At 72.9% G+C, this 17,116-nt stretch carries 17 protein-coding genes; 8 read left to right on the plus strand and 9 right to left on the minus strand.

Features of this window, described 5'->3' with window-relative positions; genetic code table 11:
• Nucleotides 1-49 precede the first annotated feature (49 nt).
• The 3 genes from ACZ7GJ_RS00515 to ACZ7GJ_RS00525 all read right to left on the minus strand — a co-directional run bounded on the left by ACZ7GJ_RS00515 (nt 50) and on the right by ACZ7GJ_RS00525 (nt 3,306).
• Nucleotides 50-1,093: a TIGR04222 domain-containing membrane protein gene (locus ACZ7GJ_RS00515; RefSeq protein ID WP_470747944.1), complete on the minus strand. Its 1,044-nt coding sequence runs from the start codon at nt 1,091-1,093 to the stop codon at nt 50-52.
• The gene (locus tag ACZ7GJ_RS00520) at nt 1,090-2,394 is read right to left on the minus strand and encodes an MbnB/TglH/ChrH family RiPP precursor modification enzyme (RefSeq protein ID WP_470747946.1); all 1,305 of its coding nucleotides are present in this window, start codon (nt 2,392-2,394) and stop codon (nt 1,090-1,092) included. The genes ACZ7GJ_RS00515 and ACZ7GJ_RS00520 overlap by 4 nt, the downstream gene beginning before the upstream one ends.
• Nucleotides 2,395-2,556: 162 nt before the next feature.
• Nucleotides 2,557-3,306 (minus strand): aminoacyl-tRNA hydrolase, encoded by a 750-nt coding sequence (locus ACZ7GJ_RS00525; RefSeq protein WP_470747948.1) that lies wholly within the window; start codon nt 3,304-3,306, stop codon nt 2,557-2,559.
• A gap of 71 nt (nt 3,307-3,377) precedes the next feature.
• On the opposite strand from ACZ7GJ_RS00525, the gene ACZ7GJ_RS00530 reads away from it, so the two are divergent.
• The 3 genes from ACZ7GJ_RS00530 to ACZ7GJ_RS00540 all read left to right on the plus strand — a co-directional run bounded on the left by ACZ7GJ_RS00530 (nt 3,378) and on the right by ACZ7GJ_RS00540 (nt 5,248).
• Entirely contained in the window at nt 3,378-4,052 is a 675-nt protein-coding gene (locus tag ACZ7GJ_RS00530; RefSeq protein WP_470747950.1) for an AIM24 family protein, read from the plus strand.
• Nucleotides 4,053-4,067: 15 nt separating this feature from the next.
• On the plus strand, nt 4,068-4,973 hold the full coding sequence (sigJ, locus tag ACZ7GJ_RS00535) for an RNA polymerase sigma factor SigJ (RefSeq protein ID WP_470748710.1): 906 nt from the start codon (nt 4,068-4,070) through the stop codon (nt 4,971-4,973).
• 74 nt (nt 4,974-5,047) lie between these two features.
• Nucleotides 5,048-5,248, plus strand: coding sequence for a hypothetical protein (locus ACZ7GJ_RS00540; RefSeq protein WP_470747952.1), 201 nt, complete (start codon nt 5,048-5,050; stop codon nt 5,246-5,248).
• 43 nt (nt 5,249-5,291) lie between these two features.
• Here ACZ7GJ_RS00540 and ACZ7GJ_RS00545 read toward each other — a convergent pair whose 3' ends face one another.
• The 5 genes from ACZ7GJ_RS00545 to zapE all read right to left on the minus strand — a co-directional run bounded on the left by ACZ7GJ_RS00545 (nt 5,292) and on the right by zapE (nt 10,692).
• Nucleotides 5,292-6,212, minus strand: coding sequence for a polysaccharide deacetylase family protein (locus tag ACZ7GJ_RS00545; RefSeq protein WP_470747954.1), 921 nt, complete (start codon nt 6,210-6,212; stop codon nt 5,292-5,294).
• A 17-nt stretch (nt 6,213-6,229) separates the two neighbouring features.
• Nucleotides 6,230-7,120, minus strand: coding sequence for a polyphosphate kinase 2 family protein (locus ACZ7GJ_RS00550; protein WP_470748712.1), 891 nt, complete (start codon nt 7,118-7,120; stop codon nt 6,230-6,232).
• Nucleotides 7,121-7,553: 433 nt separating this feature from the next.
• On the minus strand, nt 7,554-8,915 hold the full coding sequence (locus ACZ7GJ_RS00555) for an alkaline phosphatase PhoX (protein WP_470747956.1): 1,362 nt from the start codon (nt 8,913-8,915) through the stop codon (nt 7,554-7,556).
• A gap of 230 nt (nt 8,916-9,145) precedes the next feature.
• Entirely contained in the window at nt 9,146-9,574 is a 429-nt protein-coding gene (locus tag ACZ7GJ_RS00560) for an OsmC family protein (RefSeq protein ID WP_470747958.1), read from the minus strand.
• Nucleotides 9,575-9,636: 62 nt separating this feature from the next.
• A complete protein-coding gene (gene zapE / locus ACZ7GJ_RS00565; protein ID WP_470748714.1) occupies nt 9,637-10,692 on the minus strand; it encodes a cell division protein ZapE in 1,056 nt (351 codons plus the stop codon).
• Between the two features lie 84 nt (nt 10,693-10,776).
• On the opposite strand from zapE, the gene ACZ7GJ_RS00570 reads away from it, so the two are divergent.
• The 5 genes from ACZ7GJ_RS00570 (at nt 10,777) to ACZ7GJ_RS00590 (ending at nt 16,340) form a co-directional block, all read left to right on the plus strand.
• A complete protein-coding gene (locus ACZ7GJ_RS00570) occupies nt 10,777-11,571 on the plus strand; it encodes a pyrimidine reductase family protein (RefSeq protein WP_470747960.1) in 795 nt (264 codons plus the stop codon).
• Between the two features lie 131 nt (nt 11,572-11,702).
• Nucleotides 11,703-12,170, plus strand: a complete 468-nt coding sequence (locus ACZ7GJ_RS00575) for an indole-3-glycerol phosphate synthase (RefSeq protein WP_470747962.1) — start codon at nt 11,703-11,705, stop codon at nt 12,168-12,170.
• A gap of 43 nt (nt 12,171-12,213) precedes the next feature.
• Nucleotides 12,214-13,608, plus strand: coding sequence for a UDP-N-acetylmuramate--L-alanine ligase (gene murC / locus ACZ7GJ_RS00580; protein WP_470747964.1), 1,395 nt, complete (start codon nt 12,214-12,216; stop codon nt 13,606-13,608).
• Nucleotides 13,609-13,630: 22 nt separating this feature from the next.
• Entirely contained in the window at nt 13,631-14,038 is a 408-nt protein-coding gene (gene msrB / locus ACZ7GJ_RS00585) for a peptide-methionine (R)-S-oxide reductase MsrB (RefSeq protein ID WP_470747966.1), read from the plus strand.
• A gap of 241 nt (nt 14,039-14,279) precedes the next feature.
• The gene (locus ACZ7GJ_RS00590) at nt 14,280-16,340 is read left to right on the plus strand and encodes a phosphocholine-specific phospholipase C (protein WP_470747968.1); all 2,061 of its coding nucleotides are present in this window, start codon (nt 14,280-14,282) and stop codon (nt 16,338-16,340) included.
• Here the strand turns inward: ACZ7GJ_RS00590 and ACZ7GJ_RS00595 are convergent.
• Complete coding sequence (locus tag ACZ7GJ_RS00595; RefSeq protein WP_470747970.1) at nt 16,327-17,049, minus strand: hypothetical protein; 723 nt, start codon at nt 17,047-17,049, stop codon at nt 16,327-16,329. The genes ACZ7GJ_RS00590 and ACZ7GJ_RS00595 overlap by 14 nt on opposite strands.
• Nucleotides 17,050-17,116: the final 67 nt, after the last annotated feature.

Raw genomic sequence — 17,116 nt, forward strand, 5'->3', positions numbered from 1 at the left:
GGGGTGCTGCCGATGTGTGAGCACCTCGTGATCCGCCCGTGATGGACTGTCAGGAACTGCTGCTACAGCTGGAACTGGACGAACCACCGCAACTGGAGCTGCTGGAACAGCTCGAACCGCTGCTCGCGCAACTGCTCGAAGAGGAGCCGCAACTGCTGCCGGAGGACCCGCAGCTCGAACCGGAGCCGCAGCCGCCGCCCGGGGATCCGCCGTTCGAACCGGAGCCGCTGCCGGCGCACCAGACGACGACCGGGATCAGCTCCGCGCCCGCCGCCGACCAGGGCGTGTCGGAGCCGGTGTGGTGCCGCGTCGGCCGGGAGCGGGACTGGGCTGCCGCCAGCCGGGTGCCGCGGGCCGCGGGCACGAGCTGCTGCCGCAGGTACGGGTCGCGCAGTCCGCGCAGCCCGAACAGCGCCATCTGGACGTGCGGGGTCCGGTCGCCCAGGTAGTGGGCGCGGATCTCGCGCAGCGCGGCCTGCCCCGCCGGGGTGACCCGCCGCCCGGCCCGCGCGGCGCCCGCGGCGCCCATCACCGTTCCGCCCACCAGAACGGGGAACACCATCACGGCGAAGGGGACCGGGGAAGCGGAGTCCAGGACGATGGCGAGGAAGGTGAGCGGCAGCGACAGCGGCACCAGCACCCCGCACACCACCGCCTGGGCCACGCCCCAGCGGCGCCACCTGCGCCCGGAACCGGGTGGGGAGATCAGCCCGCGGGCGGCCAGTGCGTCCCCGACCTCCTGGACGGCCGGGTCGAGCATGGCGGCGTACCGCACCTGGTAGAGCCACCCCGAGGGTGCGTCCCGGTACGCCTGGAGCACCGCGCGCTCGGTCGGGTCGGCGGCCCGCGCCCCGGGGCGTACCTGGACGATCCCGGGGCCGCCGCCGGCCACCATCCGGGTGTCCACGAGCATCGAGACGAGCGCGGTGTCCACGACGTTGCCGGGGCCGCCCGCGATGAACGCGGCCTCGGACAGGTCGTGCAGCCGCGGCGCGGGCCCGCGGGAGGCCGGCCGCGAGCGCGCCAGGCCGCGGAAGAGGAGGACGGTGGAGACGATGACGCCGATCCAGACGGCGAGGGCGAGGAGGGTCATGCCGCCCTCCCCGCGAGCGCCCGGGCCCAGCGCACGATGCGGCGCGGCGGCCGCGCCCCGGCCCGGTCCTGCCACCAGGCGGTGAGCCGCCCGCGGGCGGCCGGATCGGCGGGCAGGTCCCGGATCAGCAGGTGCTCGGCGAAGTTCAGCGCGTCGCGGCGGTAGCCGGCCGTCATGGGCCGGTGCCGGGCGTACCCGAGGAAGGCCTCGACGTACGGCTCCTCGCCGCCCAGGATCTCGCGCAGCTCGGGCGCCAGCCTGGCCACGACCCCGGCCCGCTTGGCCGCGAGCGCGCGCGACTGCACCCGTACGCGCTGCCGGTCGAAGCCCTCCGGCACGGGCGTCCCGGCCACGAGGGCCGACAGCAGCGCGCCCTGCTCCAGCCGTACGCGGATCCGCGCCGGGCCGGTGTCGACGGCCGCTGCGGACTCGGCCGCTGTGGACTCCGCCGCGGTGGCCCGGGCTCCGCCATCGGAGGCCCCGGACCCGGCGCCGACCACGCCCCGGATCCGCAGCAGTTCGTCCGCGAGCTCCGCCTCCGGCGGGAAGTCGTCGTCCCGCTCCAGCAGAACCCCCGGCGGGTCCACCCGCCGGCGCAGCTCCGCCAGGACGTCCAGCACCACCGGCGGGACCGGGTGCGCGTGGGTGTCGTGCCAGACGCCGCCCCGCTGCACCCCGCCCGCCACGTGGACGTAAGCGAGCGCCTCCAGCGGGATCGAGTCCAGCACGGCCGACGGGTCCTCGCCCCGGTTGACCCGGTTGGTGTGCAGGTTGGCCACGTCGATGAGCAGCCGCACCCCCGTCCGCTCGACCAGCTCGGACAGGAACTGCCCCTCCGTCAGCTCCTCCCCGGGCCAGGAGACCAGGGCGGCGATGTTCTCCAGCGCCAGCGGCACGGGCAGCGCGTCCTGGGCGATCCGCACGTTCTCGCAGAGCACGTCCAGCGCGTCCCGGGTCCGCGGCACGGGCAGCAGGTGGCCGGCCTCCAGCTCGGGCGAGGAGGTCCGTACGAAGGCGATGTGCTCGGTAACCAGCGGCGCCCCCAGCGCCACCGCCCGCTCGCCGAGCGCGGCCAGCTTCTCCGCGTCCGGCCGGTCCGCGCCGCCGATCCCCAGCGAGACGCCGTGCGGCACCATGCGGACCCCGCGCTCGCGCAGCCGCAGCAGCGAGGCCGGCAGGTGTCCCGGGCAGATGTTCTCGGCCACCACCTCGACCCAGTCCAGGTCCGGCAGCCGTTCGACCGCTTCCGCGATCTCCGGCCGCCAGCCGATGCCCACCCCCAGGTGTGCCATGGGCTTCATGTCCCCTCGCCCCCCCCTCGTCGATCCTCGACGGTACTGATCGGTCCATGTGCCGATGTCATGGCCCGGACGGAGTCGAGCCAACCGTCGGAGGGGACGTTCAGAGCAACATTTGAGGTTCCCGGCCGGACCCGCGTCCGGGCGGGACCCCGACGACGGGCCCTACAGCCGCGCCCGCAGGGCCGGGTGGTCGGCGACCACCGTGGCGCTGCCCGGAGCGATCTCCGTGAACCCCGCGTCCCGCACCAGCGGCAGCCCGCTCCCGCCCAGCTCCGCCCACCGCTCGCGCGCGGCGGTCCGTACGGCCAGCCGGAAGCCGGACTCCCGCCAGGCGGCCCGCTCCGCGCCGGTCAGCTCCCACCAGGCGAGCTGCGCGGCGTGCCCGGCCTGGGCCATCGCCTTGCCGGCCGACATCTCCAGGTCCGGGTTGAGCCACAGCACCACGGTCCCGTCCGCCACCGGGGCGGGCGCCTGCGGGTCGTCCAGGTCGGTGCCCGACACCTGGAGCTTGGCGAGCTCCTTGGGCCAGCCGTCCAAGGGCACCGGCGGGAAGACCCGTACCTCCGAGGTGTCACCGTGCACCGTGATGCCGGGCAGCGTGCCGGCCTTGCGCCACTCCGCCCCGCGGGCCCGCCGCACCACCTTGCGGATCCGCGCGTCCTGCCAGTCCCGTACGGCCTCGGCCCACTCGCCCTCGCCGGCGGCCCGCTCGTCGCTCAGCAGCACCAGCACTGCGCGCGCCGCGGTCTCCAGCGCATCGGTGCGGGCCGGCGGCTCGGCCTTCTCGATGCGTACGACCAGGGGCAGGACGAACTGGGGCGCCTCGTCGCGCAGGGCGTGCTCCTGGCGGAAGGGGCTGTCGGCCCCGACCGCCGGTACGGCTGTGGTGTCGTTCGTGTGCTGGCTGCTCATCCGGCCAAGGATGCCAGCCTCCGCCTTCAGGAGGATGCCGCAGGGGTCCCGGCCAGGTGAGGATCGTCCCCATGAAGAGTGATCTTTTCGCGTCCGAGAACCTGGCCCAGCCGTCTGCCGCTCCCGGGATGAGCCTGCAGAACGCCAAGTCCGTGAAGTACACCGTTAACGGTGAAATGCTGGCCCGCCAGGGCTCGATGGTCGCCTTCCGCGGCAACCTCCAGTTCGAGCGCAAGGGCCAGGGCATAGGCGGCATGCTCAAGCGCGCCGTCACCGGCGAGGGCCTGGCGCTGATGTCCGTGCGCGGCCAGGGCGAGGCCTGGTTCGCGCACCAGGCCGGCAACTGCTTCATCATCGACTTCGAGCCCGGCGACGCCCTGACCATCAACGGCCGCAACGTCCTGTGCTTCGACTCGACCCTGGCCTACGAGATCAAGATGGTGAAGGGCGCCGGCATGACCGGCGGCGGCCTCTTCAACAGCCTCTTCACCGGCACCGGCAAGCTCGCCGTCGTCTGCGACGGCAGCCCGATCATCATCCCGGTCACCGCGCAGTCCCCGGTGTTCGTGGACACCGACGCGGTGGTCGGCTGGAGCGCCCGGCTGGAGACCGGTCTGCACCGCTCCCAGTCGGTCGGCTCGATGATCCGCGGCGGCTCCGGCGAGGCCGTCCAGCTGAAGCTGAGCGGCGAGGGCTTCGTCATCGTCCGCCCGAGCGAGGTCACCGAGACCACCGCGGCCCACTGAATGGGAACCGACATGGTGGACGAGAGCCTCCTGCTCACGGCCCGCTTCGAGGAGCACCGGGCCCATCTCCAGGCGGTGGCCTACCGGATGCTCGGCTCGATCACCGAGGCCGAGGACGCGGTGCAGGACACCTGGCTGCGCTTCGACCGCACCGATACCAGTGACGTCGAGAACCTGGGCGGATGGCTCACCACGGTCGTCGCGCGGGTGTGCCTGAACCTGCTGCGCTCGCGCGAGACGCGGCGCGAGGACTCCCTCGACGAGTCCCGCGAGCCCGCGGGGACCCGGATGCCCGACCCGCTGATCACCCGGGGCGAGGTGATCGACCCCGAGCAGGAGGTCCTGCTGGCCGACTCGGTCGGGCTGGCGCTGATGGTGGTGCTGGAGTCCCTGGCACCGGCCGAGCGGCTCGCCTTCGTACTGCACGACATGTTCGCCGTGCCGTTCGACGAGATCGCCGCGCTGCTCGACAAGACCCCGGCCGCCACCCGGCAGCTCGCGAGCCGGGCCCGCCGCCGGGTGCAGGGACAGGCGCCGCCGCCGGACCCGGACCTTGCCCGCCAGCGCCAGGTCGTCAACGCCTTCTTCGCCGCCACGCGCGACGGGGACTTCGAGGCGCTCGTGGCCATGCTCGACCCGGACGTCGTACTGCGCTCCGACGGCGGCGCCGCCCGGTCCGGGCTCACGGTCGTACTGGAGGGTGCGCGGACCGTGGCCGGACAGGCGGTCACGTTCAGCAGCGTGGCGCCGTACGCCCGCCCGGCGCTGATCAACGGCGCCGCCGGGGTCACGGTGGTCGTCGAGGGCCGCCCGATGTCGATCATGGCCTTCATCGTCGCGGACGGGAAGATCCTCGCCATCGACGTGATCGCGGACCCGCACCGGCTGCGCGGGTTCGGCCTGGCCGACGCCGAGGCCTGAGGCCCGGCGGGTCGTTCTTTTCACTCGGTTCGGGGCTGCCGCGCCCGGCGGCGGCCCCGAGTACGCTCGTACGCATGGAGCAGCCCGAGCGCAGCGAGTCGTACTGCCGCACCCCGGCGACGCCGGCGGCCCCGGCCGGGCGCGTGCCCGGGCCGCCGTACGCCGACTGCCTGGAGTGCGGCAAGCCCACCGAGTACGGGGTCGCGACCCCGGGCGTGGTGCTGTGCCCGGTGTGCGAGTGGCAGGAAGCGCAGCGCACGGCCTGCTCCGGCTGAGCCGGAGCCGGAGCCGGAGCCGGAACCTGGGCCCGGCCCCGGTTCACTTCCCGATGAGCTCGGACACCTTCACGAAGCGGTAGCCGCGCTTGCGCAGCTCCGGAACGATTCTGCGAATGGCCTCCTCGGTGACCGGCGCGGCGCTGCGCGTGCAGTGCATGACCACCACCGAGCCGGGCTTCACCCCGGCGAGCACCTGCTCGGCCACCGCGTCGGGGTCCTTGGCGAAGGCGTCCCCGCTGACCACGTCCCACTGGACCGCCGTGACCTTGGCGGCGGTCAGGGCCCGCAGTGCCTGGTCGTCGTAGCAGCCGCCGGGGAAGCGGAAGTAGGGGACGGTGTTGACGGCCCCCGCCTTGCGGAAGGCGGCGAAGGCCTTGTCCACGTCGGCCCGGGCCGCGGCGCCGTCGAGCGCGGGGAGTCCGTAGCAGGGGGACTTGAAGGCGTGGTGGCTGTACGAGTGGTTCGCGATCTCGAAGTTCGGATCGGTGCCGATGGACTTCGCCTGGTCCGGGTACTCCTCGGCCCAGCGGCCCGTCATGAAGACGGTCGAGGGCACCTTGAGCGTGCGCAGCGTGGAGATCAGCTGCGGGTTGTCGAAGCGCTCGCCGCCCGCGGCGCGCGGGCCCTGGTCGGAGGTCATGTCGGCGTCGAAGGTCAGCGCCACCGTCTTGTCGGTGTGCTGCTTCGCCCGCTCGAAGACCGGGGTCAGGCCGTTCGGGCCGGGGGCCAGGGTCGGGGCCTTGCCGGGCGGGCCCGGCTGCGGGGACGGCGGAGCGGAGGGTGCGGAGGGGGTCGCGGCGGCCGGAGCGGAAGCCGGGGCGGAGGCGGGGGCGGCGGGGGTGCCCATGCGGGCCTGGCTGCCGGCGTCCGACGTACCGGTGCCGCCCCCGCATCCTGCGAGGGCGGCACTGAGAGCTGCGGCGGCGGCCAGGGCCGCCGCTCTACGCGCTGAGATGGTCACATAGGCAAAATATATGACTATGTGGCAAGTAGCCGTGCGCGGCACTCGTCCACGTCGAAGTCACCCTCGGGGTACTGCGGAGCGATGCCCTCCAGGTGCTCCAGCAGCAGTTTGCTGACGGCCCAGTTGCGGTACCACTTGCGGTCCGCGGGAACGACGTACCAGGGCGCGACACCGGTGGAGCACCGCTCCAGCGCCAGCTCGTACGCCTGCTGGTAGGCGGGCCACGCGGCGCGCTCGGCGATGTCGCCCGGGCTGAACTTCCAGTGCTTGTCCGGGTTGTCCAGCCGCTCCAGCAGCCGCTTGCGCTGCTCCTCGTAGCTGATGTGGAGGAACACCTTCACAACGGTCACGCCGTCGTCCACGAGGGACTTCTCGAACCGGTTGATCTGCGCGTAGCGGCGCCCCAGCTGACTGCGCGGCACCAGCTCGCGGACGCGGGCGATGAGGACGTCCTCGTAGTGCGAGCGGTCGAAGATGCCGATCTCGCCCGGCTGGGGCAGAGCTTTCATGACGCGCCAGAGGAAGGGGTGGTTCTGCTCCTCGGCGGTGGGCGCCTTGAAGGCCTTGATCCGGCAGCCGGAAGGGTTGAAGAGGCCGATCACGTGCTTGACCGTGCCGCCCTTGCCGCTGGTGTCCATGCCCTGGAGCACGAGCAGGACGCGGCGGCGGTCCCCCGCGGTGCTCGCGGCGTAGAGCCGCTCCTGGAGGGAGGCGAGCCGATCTGCCAGCTGGGCGGTGGCCGCCACGCCGGCCGCCTTGTCGGTGGGGCCCGCCGGGGTCGCGGCGGGGTGGAGGGCGGCGAGGTCGACGCGCTCGCCGGCGGGGACGCGCAGCAGCGGGCCCAGCGGGGTGTCGGGGCCGGCCCTGCGGGCGCCCTTGGCGGGTCCGGGCCGCTCGGCGGAGATGCGCAGCAGTTCGCGCAGCGAGACCGGTTTGGCCTGCCCGGCCTCAGCGTTGCCCTTCGGCGCGGGTGCGGCCGCCGGGGACTCCTTCGACGCCTCGGCCTTCGGGCCGGACCCGGCGGACCCGGAGGACTTGGCGGACCCTGCGGACTCGGCCGCCTGCTCCTGTGCCTTCTTCTGTGCCTTCTTCTGCGCCTTCTCCGTGGACTTCTTCCCGGGCTCCTTGGCGGACTTCTTCCCGGGCTCCTTGGCGGACTTCTTCCCGGGCTCCTTCGTGGATTTCTTCGCGCCCCGCTCCGCGCCGTCCTTCTTGGCCACCGCTACCTACCTCGCTCCGTCGGCTCCCTTCGATCCTCCAGCAGATCGAACGGGAACGCGACGTGGCGAAAGACCGGATCACGAGGGCCGGACGGCAGCCCCGACAGGGCCCGCGGTCCTACCTCCAGGGCCCGGTCACGGCGAAGGTGGTCCCGGGCTGGTAGGCGTTGACGTACATGGTCCGGGCGTCGGGGGAGAAGGTCACCCCGGCGAACTCCCCCCACTCCGGGGCCCCGGGCCGCCCGATGTCGGCGGCGTTGCGGGCCACCGGGTACACCTCGCCGTCCAGGGCCACCCCGAACACGTACTGCGCGCCCCCGCCGTCCTCGCACACCATCAGCCCGCCGTCCGGGGCCAGGCAGATGTTGTCGGGGGAGTCCCCGGGCAACTGGACGTCCGAGGCCGGGCCGAAGACCACCTCCAGCCGCAGCCGCCCGCGCAGCGGGTCGTGGAACCACACCTGGCCGTGGTGGTCGGCGGGGGAGCCCTCGCGGCTGCGGGCGTAGCTGGAGACGAAGTGGACACCGCCGCCGTCCCAGTAGCAGCCCTCCAGCTTCTGCGCGTGCGTGATCCCGCCCGGCCCGAAGTCCTGGAGCCGGAGGGGGGTCACGGCCGCCGAAGGATCCGGTACGGGAACCCACTCCACCGGGAACTCCGCCCCGGGCCGGTCCACCACGGCGAGGTTCGCCAGCCCCGGCACGCGCAGGGCCTCCAGGGCGCCGCCGACCCGCAGTGAGCCCAGGCCGCCGAGCGGCCGCTCGGGCAGGAAGCGGTAGAACAGGCCGAAGGGCTCGATGAAGGCGTCCTCGGTCAGGTACACGACCCCGCGGTACGGGTCCACCGCGACGGCCTCGTGCGCGAAGCGGCCCATCGCGGTGAGCGGTACCGCGCCCGAGCGGTGCGGGTCGGCGGGGTCGACCTCGAAGACGTAGCCGTGGTCCTGGGTGTAGCCGGAGGTGCCGGCCCGGTCCTCGGTCTCCTCGCAGGTCAGCCAGGTGTTCCAGGGCGTACGCCCGCCCGCGCAGTTGACGGCGGTGCCGGCGAGGGCGACGCGCTCGGAGGTGACCCGCCCGGCCGGGTCGAGTTCGAGGACCGTACAGCCCCCGAGCGCGTGGGGGTCGTAGGTCAGTCCCTCGACCGCCGGGACGCGCAGGGCGGCGGTGGTGCGGTTCTCGTGGTTGCGGACCAGCCGTACGCCGCCGCGGCCGGTGCCGGCGCCGATACCGAAGGCGGCCATGCCGTCGCAGTTGGCCGGTACGGGGCCCTCGCCGGAGCGCAGCGGCTCGCCGGCGCGGGAGAGCACCCGGTAGCCGAACCCGGCGGGCAGGTCGAGCAGACCGGCCGGGTCCGGCACGAGCGGGCCGTAGCCCCGGGCGGCCGGGGCGGCGCCGGACGGCCCGGCGAAGAGCGCGGTGAGCGCCCCGCCGAAGGCGATGCCGCCGCCGGCGGCGGTGAGCAGGCTGCGTCGGGTGAGGGACATCGGCGACTCCCGGCGGTGTGACAGGACACAACCGGCCCGTGGTACCACGCCGCCCCGTCACCACTGGCCCGCCGCGCCGCGCCGCGCCGTGAGGGTCCGGGGACGGCACCCCACCCAGGCCCCGGACCCGCCCCGCCCGGCGGAGCCGAACCACGGACCCCGCCAAGCACCCGGCACGGGCCCGGCGGAGCCGTACCACCGACCCCGCCGAGCCCCCGGCCAGGGAATCGTCAGACCAGCTTCGCGCTCAGCGTGATCGTCGTGCCCGTCAGGGCCTGGCTGACCGGGCAGTTCTGCTTCGCGTCCTCGGCCGCGGCGACGAACGCGTCGTTGTCCAGCCCCGGCACGTCGCCCTCGACGGTGAGGTGGATCCCGGTGATGCCCTTGCCCGGCACGAAGGTGACCGCGGCCGAGGTGGTCAGCTTGGCCGGCGGGTTGCCCGCCTTCGCCAGACCGTTCGAGAAGGCCATGTTGAAGCAGCTGGAGTGCGCGGCGGCGATGAGCTCCTCCGGGCTGGTGCGCCCGTTGGCCGCCTCGTCGGTCCGCGCCGGCCAGGAGACGGGGTAGCTGCCGAGGCCGGACGAGTCGAGCGTGACGACGCCCTTGCCTTCGAACAGGTCGCCTTCCCAGACGGCGTGTGCGTTGCGTGTGGCAGCCATGGTGGGTCCCTTCGCAGAAGTGGAAACGGCCGGCCCGTGGGAACGGGCCGGCGTCCCCAAACCTACTGGGAGACCAGGGGCTTCGCGTCGCGCGCCAGCGCGGTGAGCCGCGAGATGGCGCGGAAGTACTTCTTGCGGTAGCCGCCGTTCAGCATCTCGTCACTGAACAGGCGGTCGAAGGGGACGCCCGATGCCAGCACCGGTATCTCGCGGTCGTACAGGCGGTCCGCCAGCACCACCAGCCGCAGCGCCGTCGACTGGTCCGGGACCGGGCCGACGTCCGTCAGGCAGACGGCCGCTATGCCGTCGGTCATGGCGCCGTAGCGGCTCGGGTGGACGCGGGCCAGGTGTTCCAGCAGGCCGGGGAAGTCGTCGAGGCTCGCGCCGGGGGTCGCGTACGCGGCCTTGGCGACCTGCTCGTCCGAGAACGGGGCCGGTGCTTCCGGCAGGCCCCGGTGGCGGTAGTCCTGGCCGTCGATGCGCAGCGGCCGGAAGTGCGCGGACAGCCCCTGGATCTCCCGCAGGAAGTCGGCGGCCGCGAACCGGCCCTCGCCCAGCTTGCCGGGCAGGGTGTTGGAGGTGGCGGCCAGCGCCACGCCCTGCTCGACGAGGCGGCTGAGCAGCGAGGACACCAGGACGGTGTCGCCCGGGTCGTCCAGCTCGAACTCGTCGATGCACAGGAGCCGGTGCCCGCCCAGGGTCTGCACGGTCTGCTGGAAGCCGAGCGCGCCGACCAGGTTGGTCAGCTCCACGAAGGTGCCGAAGGCCTTCAGCGCGGGCTCGGCCGGGGTGGCGTGCCACAGGGAGGCCAGCAGGTGGGTCTTGCCGACGCCGTAGCCGCCGTCGAGGTAGACCCCGCGCGGGGCGGTCGGGGCAGCCGGCTTCTTGGCGAACCAGCGGCGCTTGCCGGCCCCGGTCGCGTGCGCCCCGCCCAGACCGGCCGCGAAGCCGCTGAGCACCGTGACGGCCTCGGCCTGGCTCGGCTGGGTCGGGTCCGGGTCGTACGTGTCGAAGCGCACCGAGTCGAAGCGGGGCGGCGGCACCATCTCGGCCACCAGCCGTTCGGCGGGCACCCGCGGCTCGCGGGCGCACAGGGCCTGGGGCCCCGCGTCGGCTATCGGCGGCCGGCCGGAGAGGGATCCGGAGGGCGAGAGTGATGTTGACACAGCACTCAACTCTACGGGCCGTGGCACACTGCACCGATGCGACGCCTGTTCCCTGTGACCGATCAGACATCAGCGCTTGACCCGGCCTCGGCCGAGGATCCGGCCGACCGCGAGTGGTCGCTGGACGAGCTCGCCGAGGCGTACGCCTACCCGGCGATCGGCCCGGACGGCCACTGGCTGCGGGCGAACATGGTTTCGACGCTGGACGGAGCCGCCCAGCACGACGGCCGCTCGCAGCCGATCTCCGGCGAGACCGACATGCGGATCTTCGGCACCCTGCGGGCGCTGGCCGATGTGGTGGTCGTGGGCGCGGAAACGGTTCGCCTTGAGGGTTACCGCCCGGCACGGGCCCGGGAGGCCTTCGCGGCCCGCCGCGAGGCCGCGGGACAGGGCCCGGCACCCGCCATCGCCGTGGTCACCGCGAGCCTGGACCTGGACTTCTCGCTGCCGCTGTTCACCTCCCCGCTGGTCCCCACCCTGGTGGTCACGGGTGCCGGCGCCCCTGCCGACCGGGTGGCGCAGGCCCGCGCGGCCGGGGTCGAGGTCGTGCTGGCGGGCGAAGGCGCCGGCGTGGACCCGGTCCGTGCCGTACGGGGCCTTGCCGAGCGCGGGCTGCGCCGCCAGCTGATCGAGGGCGGGCCGAGGCTGCTGGGCCAGTTCGTGGCCGCCGACGCGCTGGACGAGCTGTGCCTGACGATCTCGCCGACCCTCACGGCGGGAGACGCCCAGCGGATCTCCGTGGGCCCCTCCGTCACGGTTCCGCACCGGCTCGCACCGGCCTGCGTACTGGAAGAGGCCGGGTTCCTCTTCACGAGCTACCGTCGGATCTGACAAGACGCGGAATTTGTCGTTCCGCTTAGCTTCCGCTGGGCACATATACATCCGCAGGCCCCGTGCGACAGCGGGGCAGGATGGTTTCCGCAGGGGCCGGTCGGCCTCGGCCCACGAAGGAGAGGGCGTCCGTGTTCACGAGCGTATTGATGATCGAGCAGCCGCTGACCCCCGTCGACGTGGACTTCGTCACCACCCTTCACGGAGACGACCCGGTCTCCTTCGTCGTCCTCATGCAGCCCCGCGGCGACCGGGACCGGCTGCTGCGCGCCATCGACGACGTCGCGCTCGGTGAGCTCCCCGAAGCCATCCGGGAGGGCGACGAACCCGAGGGCGCGGCCGCCCTCGGCCCCGCCGCGCAGGCCCTGGAACACTCCCTGGAGGCCCTGCGCAAGAAGGGCGCGAAGGCCGTCGGGCAGATCGTCGAGGACCACCCCCTCGACAAGCTCAAGGCGGTGGTGGAGGAGACCGGCGCGGACGAGGTGATCGTCCTGACCGCCCCGCACTACGTGGAGGAGTTCTTCCACCGGGACTGGGCCTCCCGGGCCCGGCACAAGGTCGGCGTTCCGGTGCTCAAGCTCTTCGCCCACAAGGAATAGGGTGTAAGCGGCTGAACCCGTACTCGATCCTGGAGCGACCTGAATGAAGCCCGGCCTGCCGACCGCCATGGAACGGCCCCACTTCATCGGCATCGGCGGCGCCGGCATGTCCGGCATCGCGAAGATCCTCGCCCAGCGCGGCGCGAAGGTCGCCGGCAGCGACGCCCGTGATTCCGAGACCGCCCAGGCACTGCGCGCCCACGGCGCCACCGTGCACATCGGGCACGCCGCCGGCCACCTCGCCGACGACGCCACCTGCGTGGTCGTCTCCAGCGCCATCCGCGCCGACAACCCCGAGCTGGCCCGCGCCGCGGAGCTCGGGATCCCCGTCGTACACCGCTCCGACGCCCTCGCGGGCCTGATGGACGGGCTGCGGCCGATCGCGGTCGCCGGTACGCACGGCAAGACCACCACCACCTCGATGCTGGCGGTGTCCCTGTCGGCCCTGGGCCTGGACCCCTCGTACGCCATCGGCGGCGACCTGGACGCCCCCGGCTCCAACGCCCACCACGGCGAGGGCGACATCTTCGTGGCCGAGGCGGACGAGAGCGACCGCAGCTTCCACAAGTACACCCCGCGCGTCGCGATCATCCTCAACGCCGAGCTCGACCACCACGCGAACTACGCGTCGATGGACGAGATCTACGAGTCCTTCGAGACCTTCGTCGGCAAGATCGAGCCCGGCGGCACCCTGGTCGTCGCCCACGGCCAGGCGGGCGCGGCCGAGATCGCGGGCCGGGTCCGCGGCCAGGAGGGCCTCACCGTCGTCACGTACGGCGAGGAGCCCGAGGCCGACGTCCGGATCACGAAGATCACCCCGCGCGGCCTGACCAGCGAGGTCACCGTCGTCATCGACGGCCGGATGCTCACCTTCACCGTCTCCGTGCCCGGCCGCCACTACGCGCACAACGCCGTCGCGGCCCTGGCCGCCGGCGTCGCCCTCGGCATCCCGGCGCACAACCTCGCCTCGGCCCTCGGCAAGTACACCGGGGTCAAGCGCCGCCTCCAGCTCAAGGGCGAGGCGGCCGGCGTACAGGTCATCGACTCCTACGCGCACCACCCCACCGAGATGACCGCCGACCTGGAGGCCATCCGCGGCGCCGCCGGGGACTCGCGCATCCTGGTCGTCTTCCAGCCCCACCTCTTCTCCCGCACCCAGGAGCTCGGCAAGGAGATGGGCCAGGCCCTGGCGCTCGCCGACGCCTCCGTGGTCCTGGACATCTACCCCGCCCGCGAGGACCCGCTCCCCGGCGTCACCAGCGAGATCATCATCGCGGCCGCCCGGACCGCGGGCGCCGACGTCGCCGCCGAGCACGACAAGGGCGCCGTCGCCGAGGTCATCGCGGGAATGGCCAAGCCCGGCGATCTCGTTCTCACGATGGGCGCGGGCGACGTCACGGACCTCGGTCCTGCCATCCTCGCCCGCCTGTCGAGCTGAAGACACGAGGAGCGGGAGAGTCATGTCGTACGAGGTCGAGAAGACGGACGAGCAGTGGCAGGCGGAGCTGACCCCGTCCGAGTACCAGGTGCTGCGCCTCGCCGGCACCGAGCCCGCCTTCCGCGGTGAGTACACGGACACCAAGACGGAGGGCGTCTACGCCTGCCGCGCCTGCGGCTCCGAGCTCTTCCGCTCCACGGAGAAGTTCGAGTCGCACTGCGGCTGGCCGTCCTTCTTCGACCCCAAGGACTCCGAGGCGGTCGAACTGAAGTCGGACGTCTCCCACGGCATGGTCCGCACCGAGGTCCTCTGCGCGAAGTGCGGCTCCCACCTGGGCCACGTCTTCGAGGGCGAGGGCTACCCCACCCCGACGGACCAGCGCTACTGCATCAACTCCATCTCCCTGCGCCTGCACCCCACCGAGGGCTGATCGGGCGAGCCGCTCCACCGCCGACCGCACCAGGGCCGGTTCCGCTTCGCGGAGCCGGCCCTTCGGCATGGTCGGACCCCGGAGACAGGAGGGGTGTGCGGGGCACGAATCGGTGCGGGAGGTCTTCCGTTCTCCAGGTGTACGGCGCAGTGTCACGAAAGGAACTCCAGCCGGTACGACGGGGGCGCTGTTCTTGGGGCGCCCCTCGACACCCCCCTCACCCCATAGAGGTCGTCACGTCATGGCAGAACTGAATCGCCGTAGGTTCCTGCAGATCGCGGGCGGCAGTGCCGCCGCCGCGATGCTCAACGAGAGCATCGCGCGGGCCGCCGCCATTCCGGCGCAGGGCAGCACCGGAACCATCCAGGACATCGAGCACATCGTCGTGCTCATGCAGGAGAACCGGTCCTTCGACCAGTACTTCGGCGCGATGAAGGGCGTACGGGGCTTCGGCGACCCGCGTCCGGTCCTGCAGGACAACGGCAAGTCCGTCTTCTACCAGTCCAACGGAACGAAGGACATCCTCCCCTTCAACCCGCAGGTCAACGACCTGGGGATGCAGTTCGTCGAGGGCCTGAACCACGACTGGGCGGGCGGGCACCAGGCGTACAACAACGGCAAGTACGACAAGTGGGTGCCCGCCAAGACGGCCACCACCATGTCGTACATGACGCGGAACGACATCCCGTTCCACTACGCGCTCGCGGACGCCTTCACCGTCTGCGACGCCTACCACTGCTCCTTCATCGGTGCCACCGACCCCAACCGCTACTACATGTGGTCGGGTTACACGGGCAACGACGGCGTCGGCGGCGGCCCGGTCCTCGGCAACCAGGAAGCGGGCTACGGCTGGAAGACCTACCCCGAGCGGCTGGAGGCGGCCGGGGTCTCCTGGAAGGTCTACCAGGACATCGGCGACGGCCTGAACGCCGCCGGCTCCTGGGGCTGGATCAGCGACGCCTTCCGCGGCAACTACGGCGACAACTCGCTGCTGTACTTCAACAGCTACCGGGGCGCACAGCCCGGCAGCGCCCTGTACGAGAAGGCCCGTACCGGCACCAACGTCAAGGCGGGCGACGGCTACTTCGACAAGCTGCGCGCCGACGTGGTGGGCGGCACCCTGCCCCAGATCTCCTGGATCGCCGCCCCCGAGGCCTTCAGCGAGCACCCGAACTGGCCCACCAACTTCGGCGCCTGGTACATCTCGCAGGTCCTCGATGCGCTCACCGCGAACCCGGCGGTGTGGGCGAAGACCGCCTTCTTCATCACCTACGACGAGAACGACGGCTTCTTCGACCACGTCGTGCCCCCGTACCCGCCGGCCTCCTCGGCCTGGGGCCTGTCCACCGCCGACGTGTCGAAGGACCTGTACGCCGGGGGCGGCGGCTACTCGGCCGGCACCTACGGGCTCGGTCCGCGCGTCCCGATGATCGTGGTCTCGCCGTGGAGCAAGGGCGGCTACGTCTGCTCCGAGACCTTCGACCACACCTCCGTGATCCGCTTCATGGAGAAGCGCTTCGGCGTGCAGGAGCCCAACATCTCGCCGTGGCGCCGCGCCGTCTGCGGGGACCTGACCTCCGCCTTCGACTTCACGCAGGCGGACGCCTCCCCGGCGTCCCTGCCCTCCACCGCCGGCTACATACCGCCGGACCACAACACCCACCCGTCCTACCACCCCGTCCCGCCGGCCACCGGCACCCTGCCGAAGCAGGAAGCGGGCGGCAAGCCGACGCGTGCGCTGCGCTACACCCCCTACGTGGACGGCAGGGCGACCACCTCCACGGGCAAGTTCACGCTGACCTTCTCCAGCGGCCCGTCCCTCGGCGCCCACTTCCACAGCACCTCGGGCAACCGTACGGACGGCCCCTGGCCCTACACGGTCGAGGCGGGCAAGACCCTGTCGGACACCTGGAGCACCAGCAGCTCCACCGGCAACCAGATCAACCTCACGGTCTGGGGCCCGAACGGCTTCCTGCGCACCTGGAAGGGCCCGGCCAAGAAGGCCGGACCCGAGGTCACCGCCCGCCACGCGGACGCCACCGGCAACCTCGACCTCACCCTGACCAACTCCGGCAGCGCCGCCGTCAACCTCACGGTGACCAATGACTACGGCGGGGCCGCCCAGACCTTCAAGGTCAACCCCGGCGCCACGGTCGCCCACACGGTCGACCTGCGCACCACGGGCCGCTGGTACGACGTCAAGGTCGTCTCCGACGCCGACACCACCTTCCTGCGCCGCTTCGCCGGCCACGTCGAGACGGGCGCCCCGGGCGTCTCCGACCCGGCGCTCAGGACCGTCTGACGCGGTCGTCCGGCGTACGCAGCAGCCGCCGCTCCAGGACCGCGAGGTCGCCGGGGCGGTGGCTGCGCGCGTGCCGGAGCAGCAGGTCGCGCGCGGTGTCGGGGACCCGGCGCCGCTTGGGGTGGCGGGTGGTGAACTCCTCGCTCGCGAAGAACCGCACGGCCGCGTCCAGCCCGGCCCGGTCCGTCTCCCGTACGCCCCAGGCCAGTTCCTCGGTGGGCAGCCCGGCCAGCAGCCGCCCCGGAGCCCGCTCGGCGAGCAGCCACGCCGCGTCCCGGGGCTCCTCGCGTACGCAGCCGAGCCAGCTGAACACCACGCTCAGCGGAACCCCGCGCGGCAGGTCGGGCTCCTCCTCGCCCCCGGCGAGGGCCTCGGCGTACGCGCGCAGCCCCGCGGGCGCCGCGGCCGCCCACCGGGCCCGGTGCCGGGCCGGGATCCCGTCGGGGGAGAGCGGGTCGAGCAGGTGCACCAGCTCCGGGGTGGCGGGCGGCGGGATCCACCCCTCCCCGCACATGCATCCGAGCGGTCCGCCGTCGTAGGGGTCCGTGGGGTGCTCGGCGTGCGGGTCGTACGGGCTCACGGCCCGGACCTCGGCGATCTCCGCCGGGGCGCTGACCGTGTACGTCCGGGGGTGGTGCGGGTGGCGGGCACCGTCGGTCCGGAAGAAGTCCCCCATCTCCAACGGCTTCGGGCCCGATGTCGGTATCACGGTGTGATGGTAGGCCCCGTGGGCAGAACGTACGGCGTCGCTATCCGCCCGCCCGTCACCGAGGGAG

It is taken from the genome of Streptomyces sp. NPDC037242 (genome assembly GCF_055604165.1).

What these genes read in the sequence shown, in the direction of transcription:
- msrB (WP_470747966.1), top strand. Translation starts at nt 13,631, where the DNA reads ATGTCGTACGAGGTCGAGAAGACGGACGAGCAGTGGCAGGCGGAGCTG.
- ACZ7GJ_RS00525 (WP_470747948.1), bottom strand. Translation starts at nt 3,306, where the DNA reads ATGAGCAGCCAGCACACGAACGACACCACAGCCGTACCGGCGGTCGGG.
- ACZ7GJ_RS00515 (WP_470747944.1), bottom strand. Translation starts at nt 1,093, where the DNA reads ATGACCCTCCTCGCCCTCGCCGTCTGGATCGGCGTCATCGTCTCCACC.
- ACZ7GJ_RS00540 (WP_470747952.1), top strand. Translation starts at nt 5,048, where the DNA reads ATGGAGCAGCCCGAGCGCAGCGAGTCGTACTGCCGCACCCCGGCGACG.
- ACZ7GJ_RS00570 (WP_470747960.1), top strand. Translation starts at nt 10,777, where the DNA reads ATGCGACGCCTGTTCCCTGTGACCGATCAGACATCAGCGCTTGACCCG.
- murC (WP_470747964.1), top strand. Translation starts at nt 12,214, where the DNA reads ATGAAGCCCGGCCTGCCGACCGCCATGGAACGGCCCCACTTCATCGGC.
- ACZ7GJ_RS00560 (WP_470747958.1), bottom strand. Translation starts at nt 9,574, where the DNA reads ATGGCTGCCACACGCAACGCACACGCCGTCTGGGAAGGCGACCTGTTC.
- ACZ7GJ_RS00590 (WP_470747968.1), top strand. Translation starts at nt 14,280, where the DNA reads ATGGCAGAACTGAATCGCCGTAGGTTCCTGCAGATCGCGGGCGGCAGT.
- ACZ7GJ_RS00520 (WP_470747946.1), bottom strand. Translation starts at nt 2,394, where the DNA reads ATGAAGCCCATGGCACACCTGGGGGTGGGCATCGGCTGGCGGCCGGAG.
- ACZ7GJ_RS00530 (WP_470747950.1), top strand. Translation starts at nt 3,378, where the DNA reads ATGAAGAGTGATCTTTTCGCGTCCGAGAACCTGGCCCAGCCGTCTGCC.
- ACZ7GJ_RS00555 (WP_470747956.1), bottom strand. Translation starts at nt 8,915, where the DNA reads ATGTCCCTCACCCGACGCAGCCTGCTCACCGCCGCCGGCGGCGGCATC.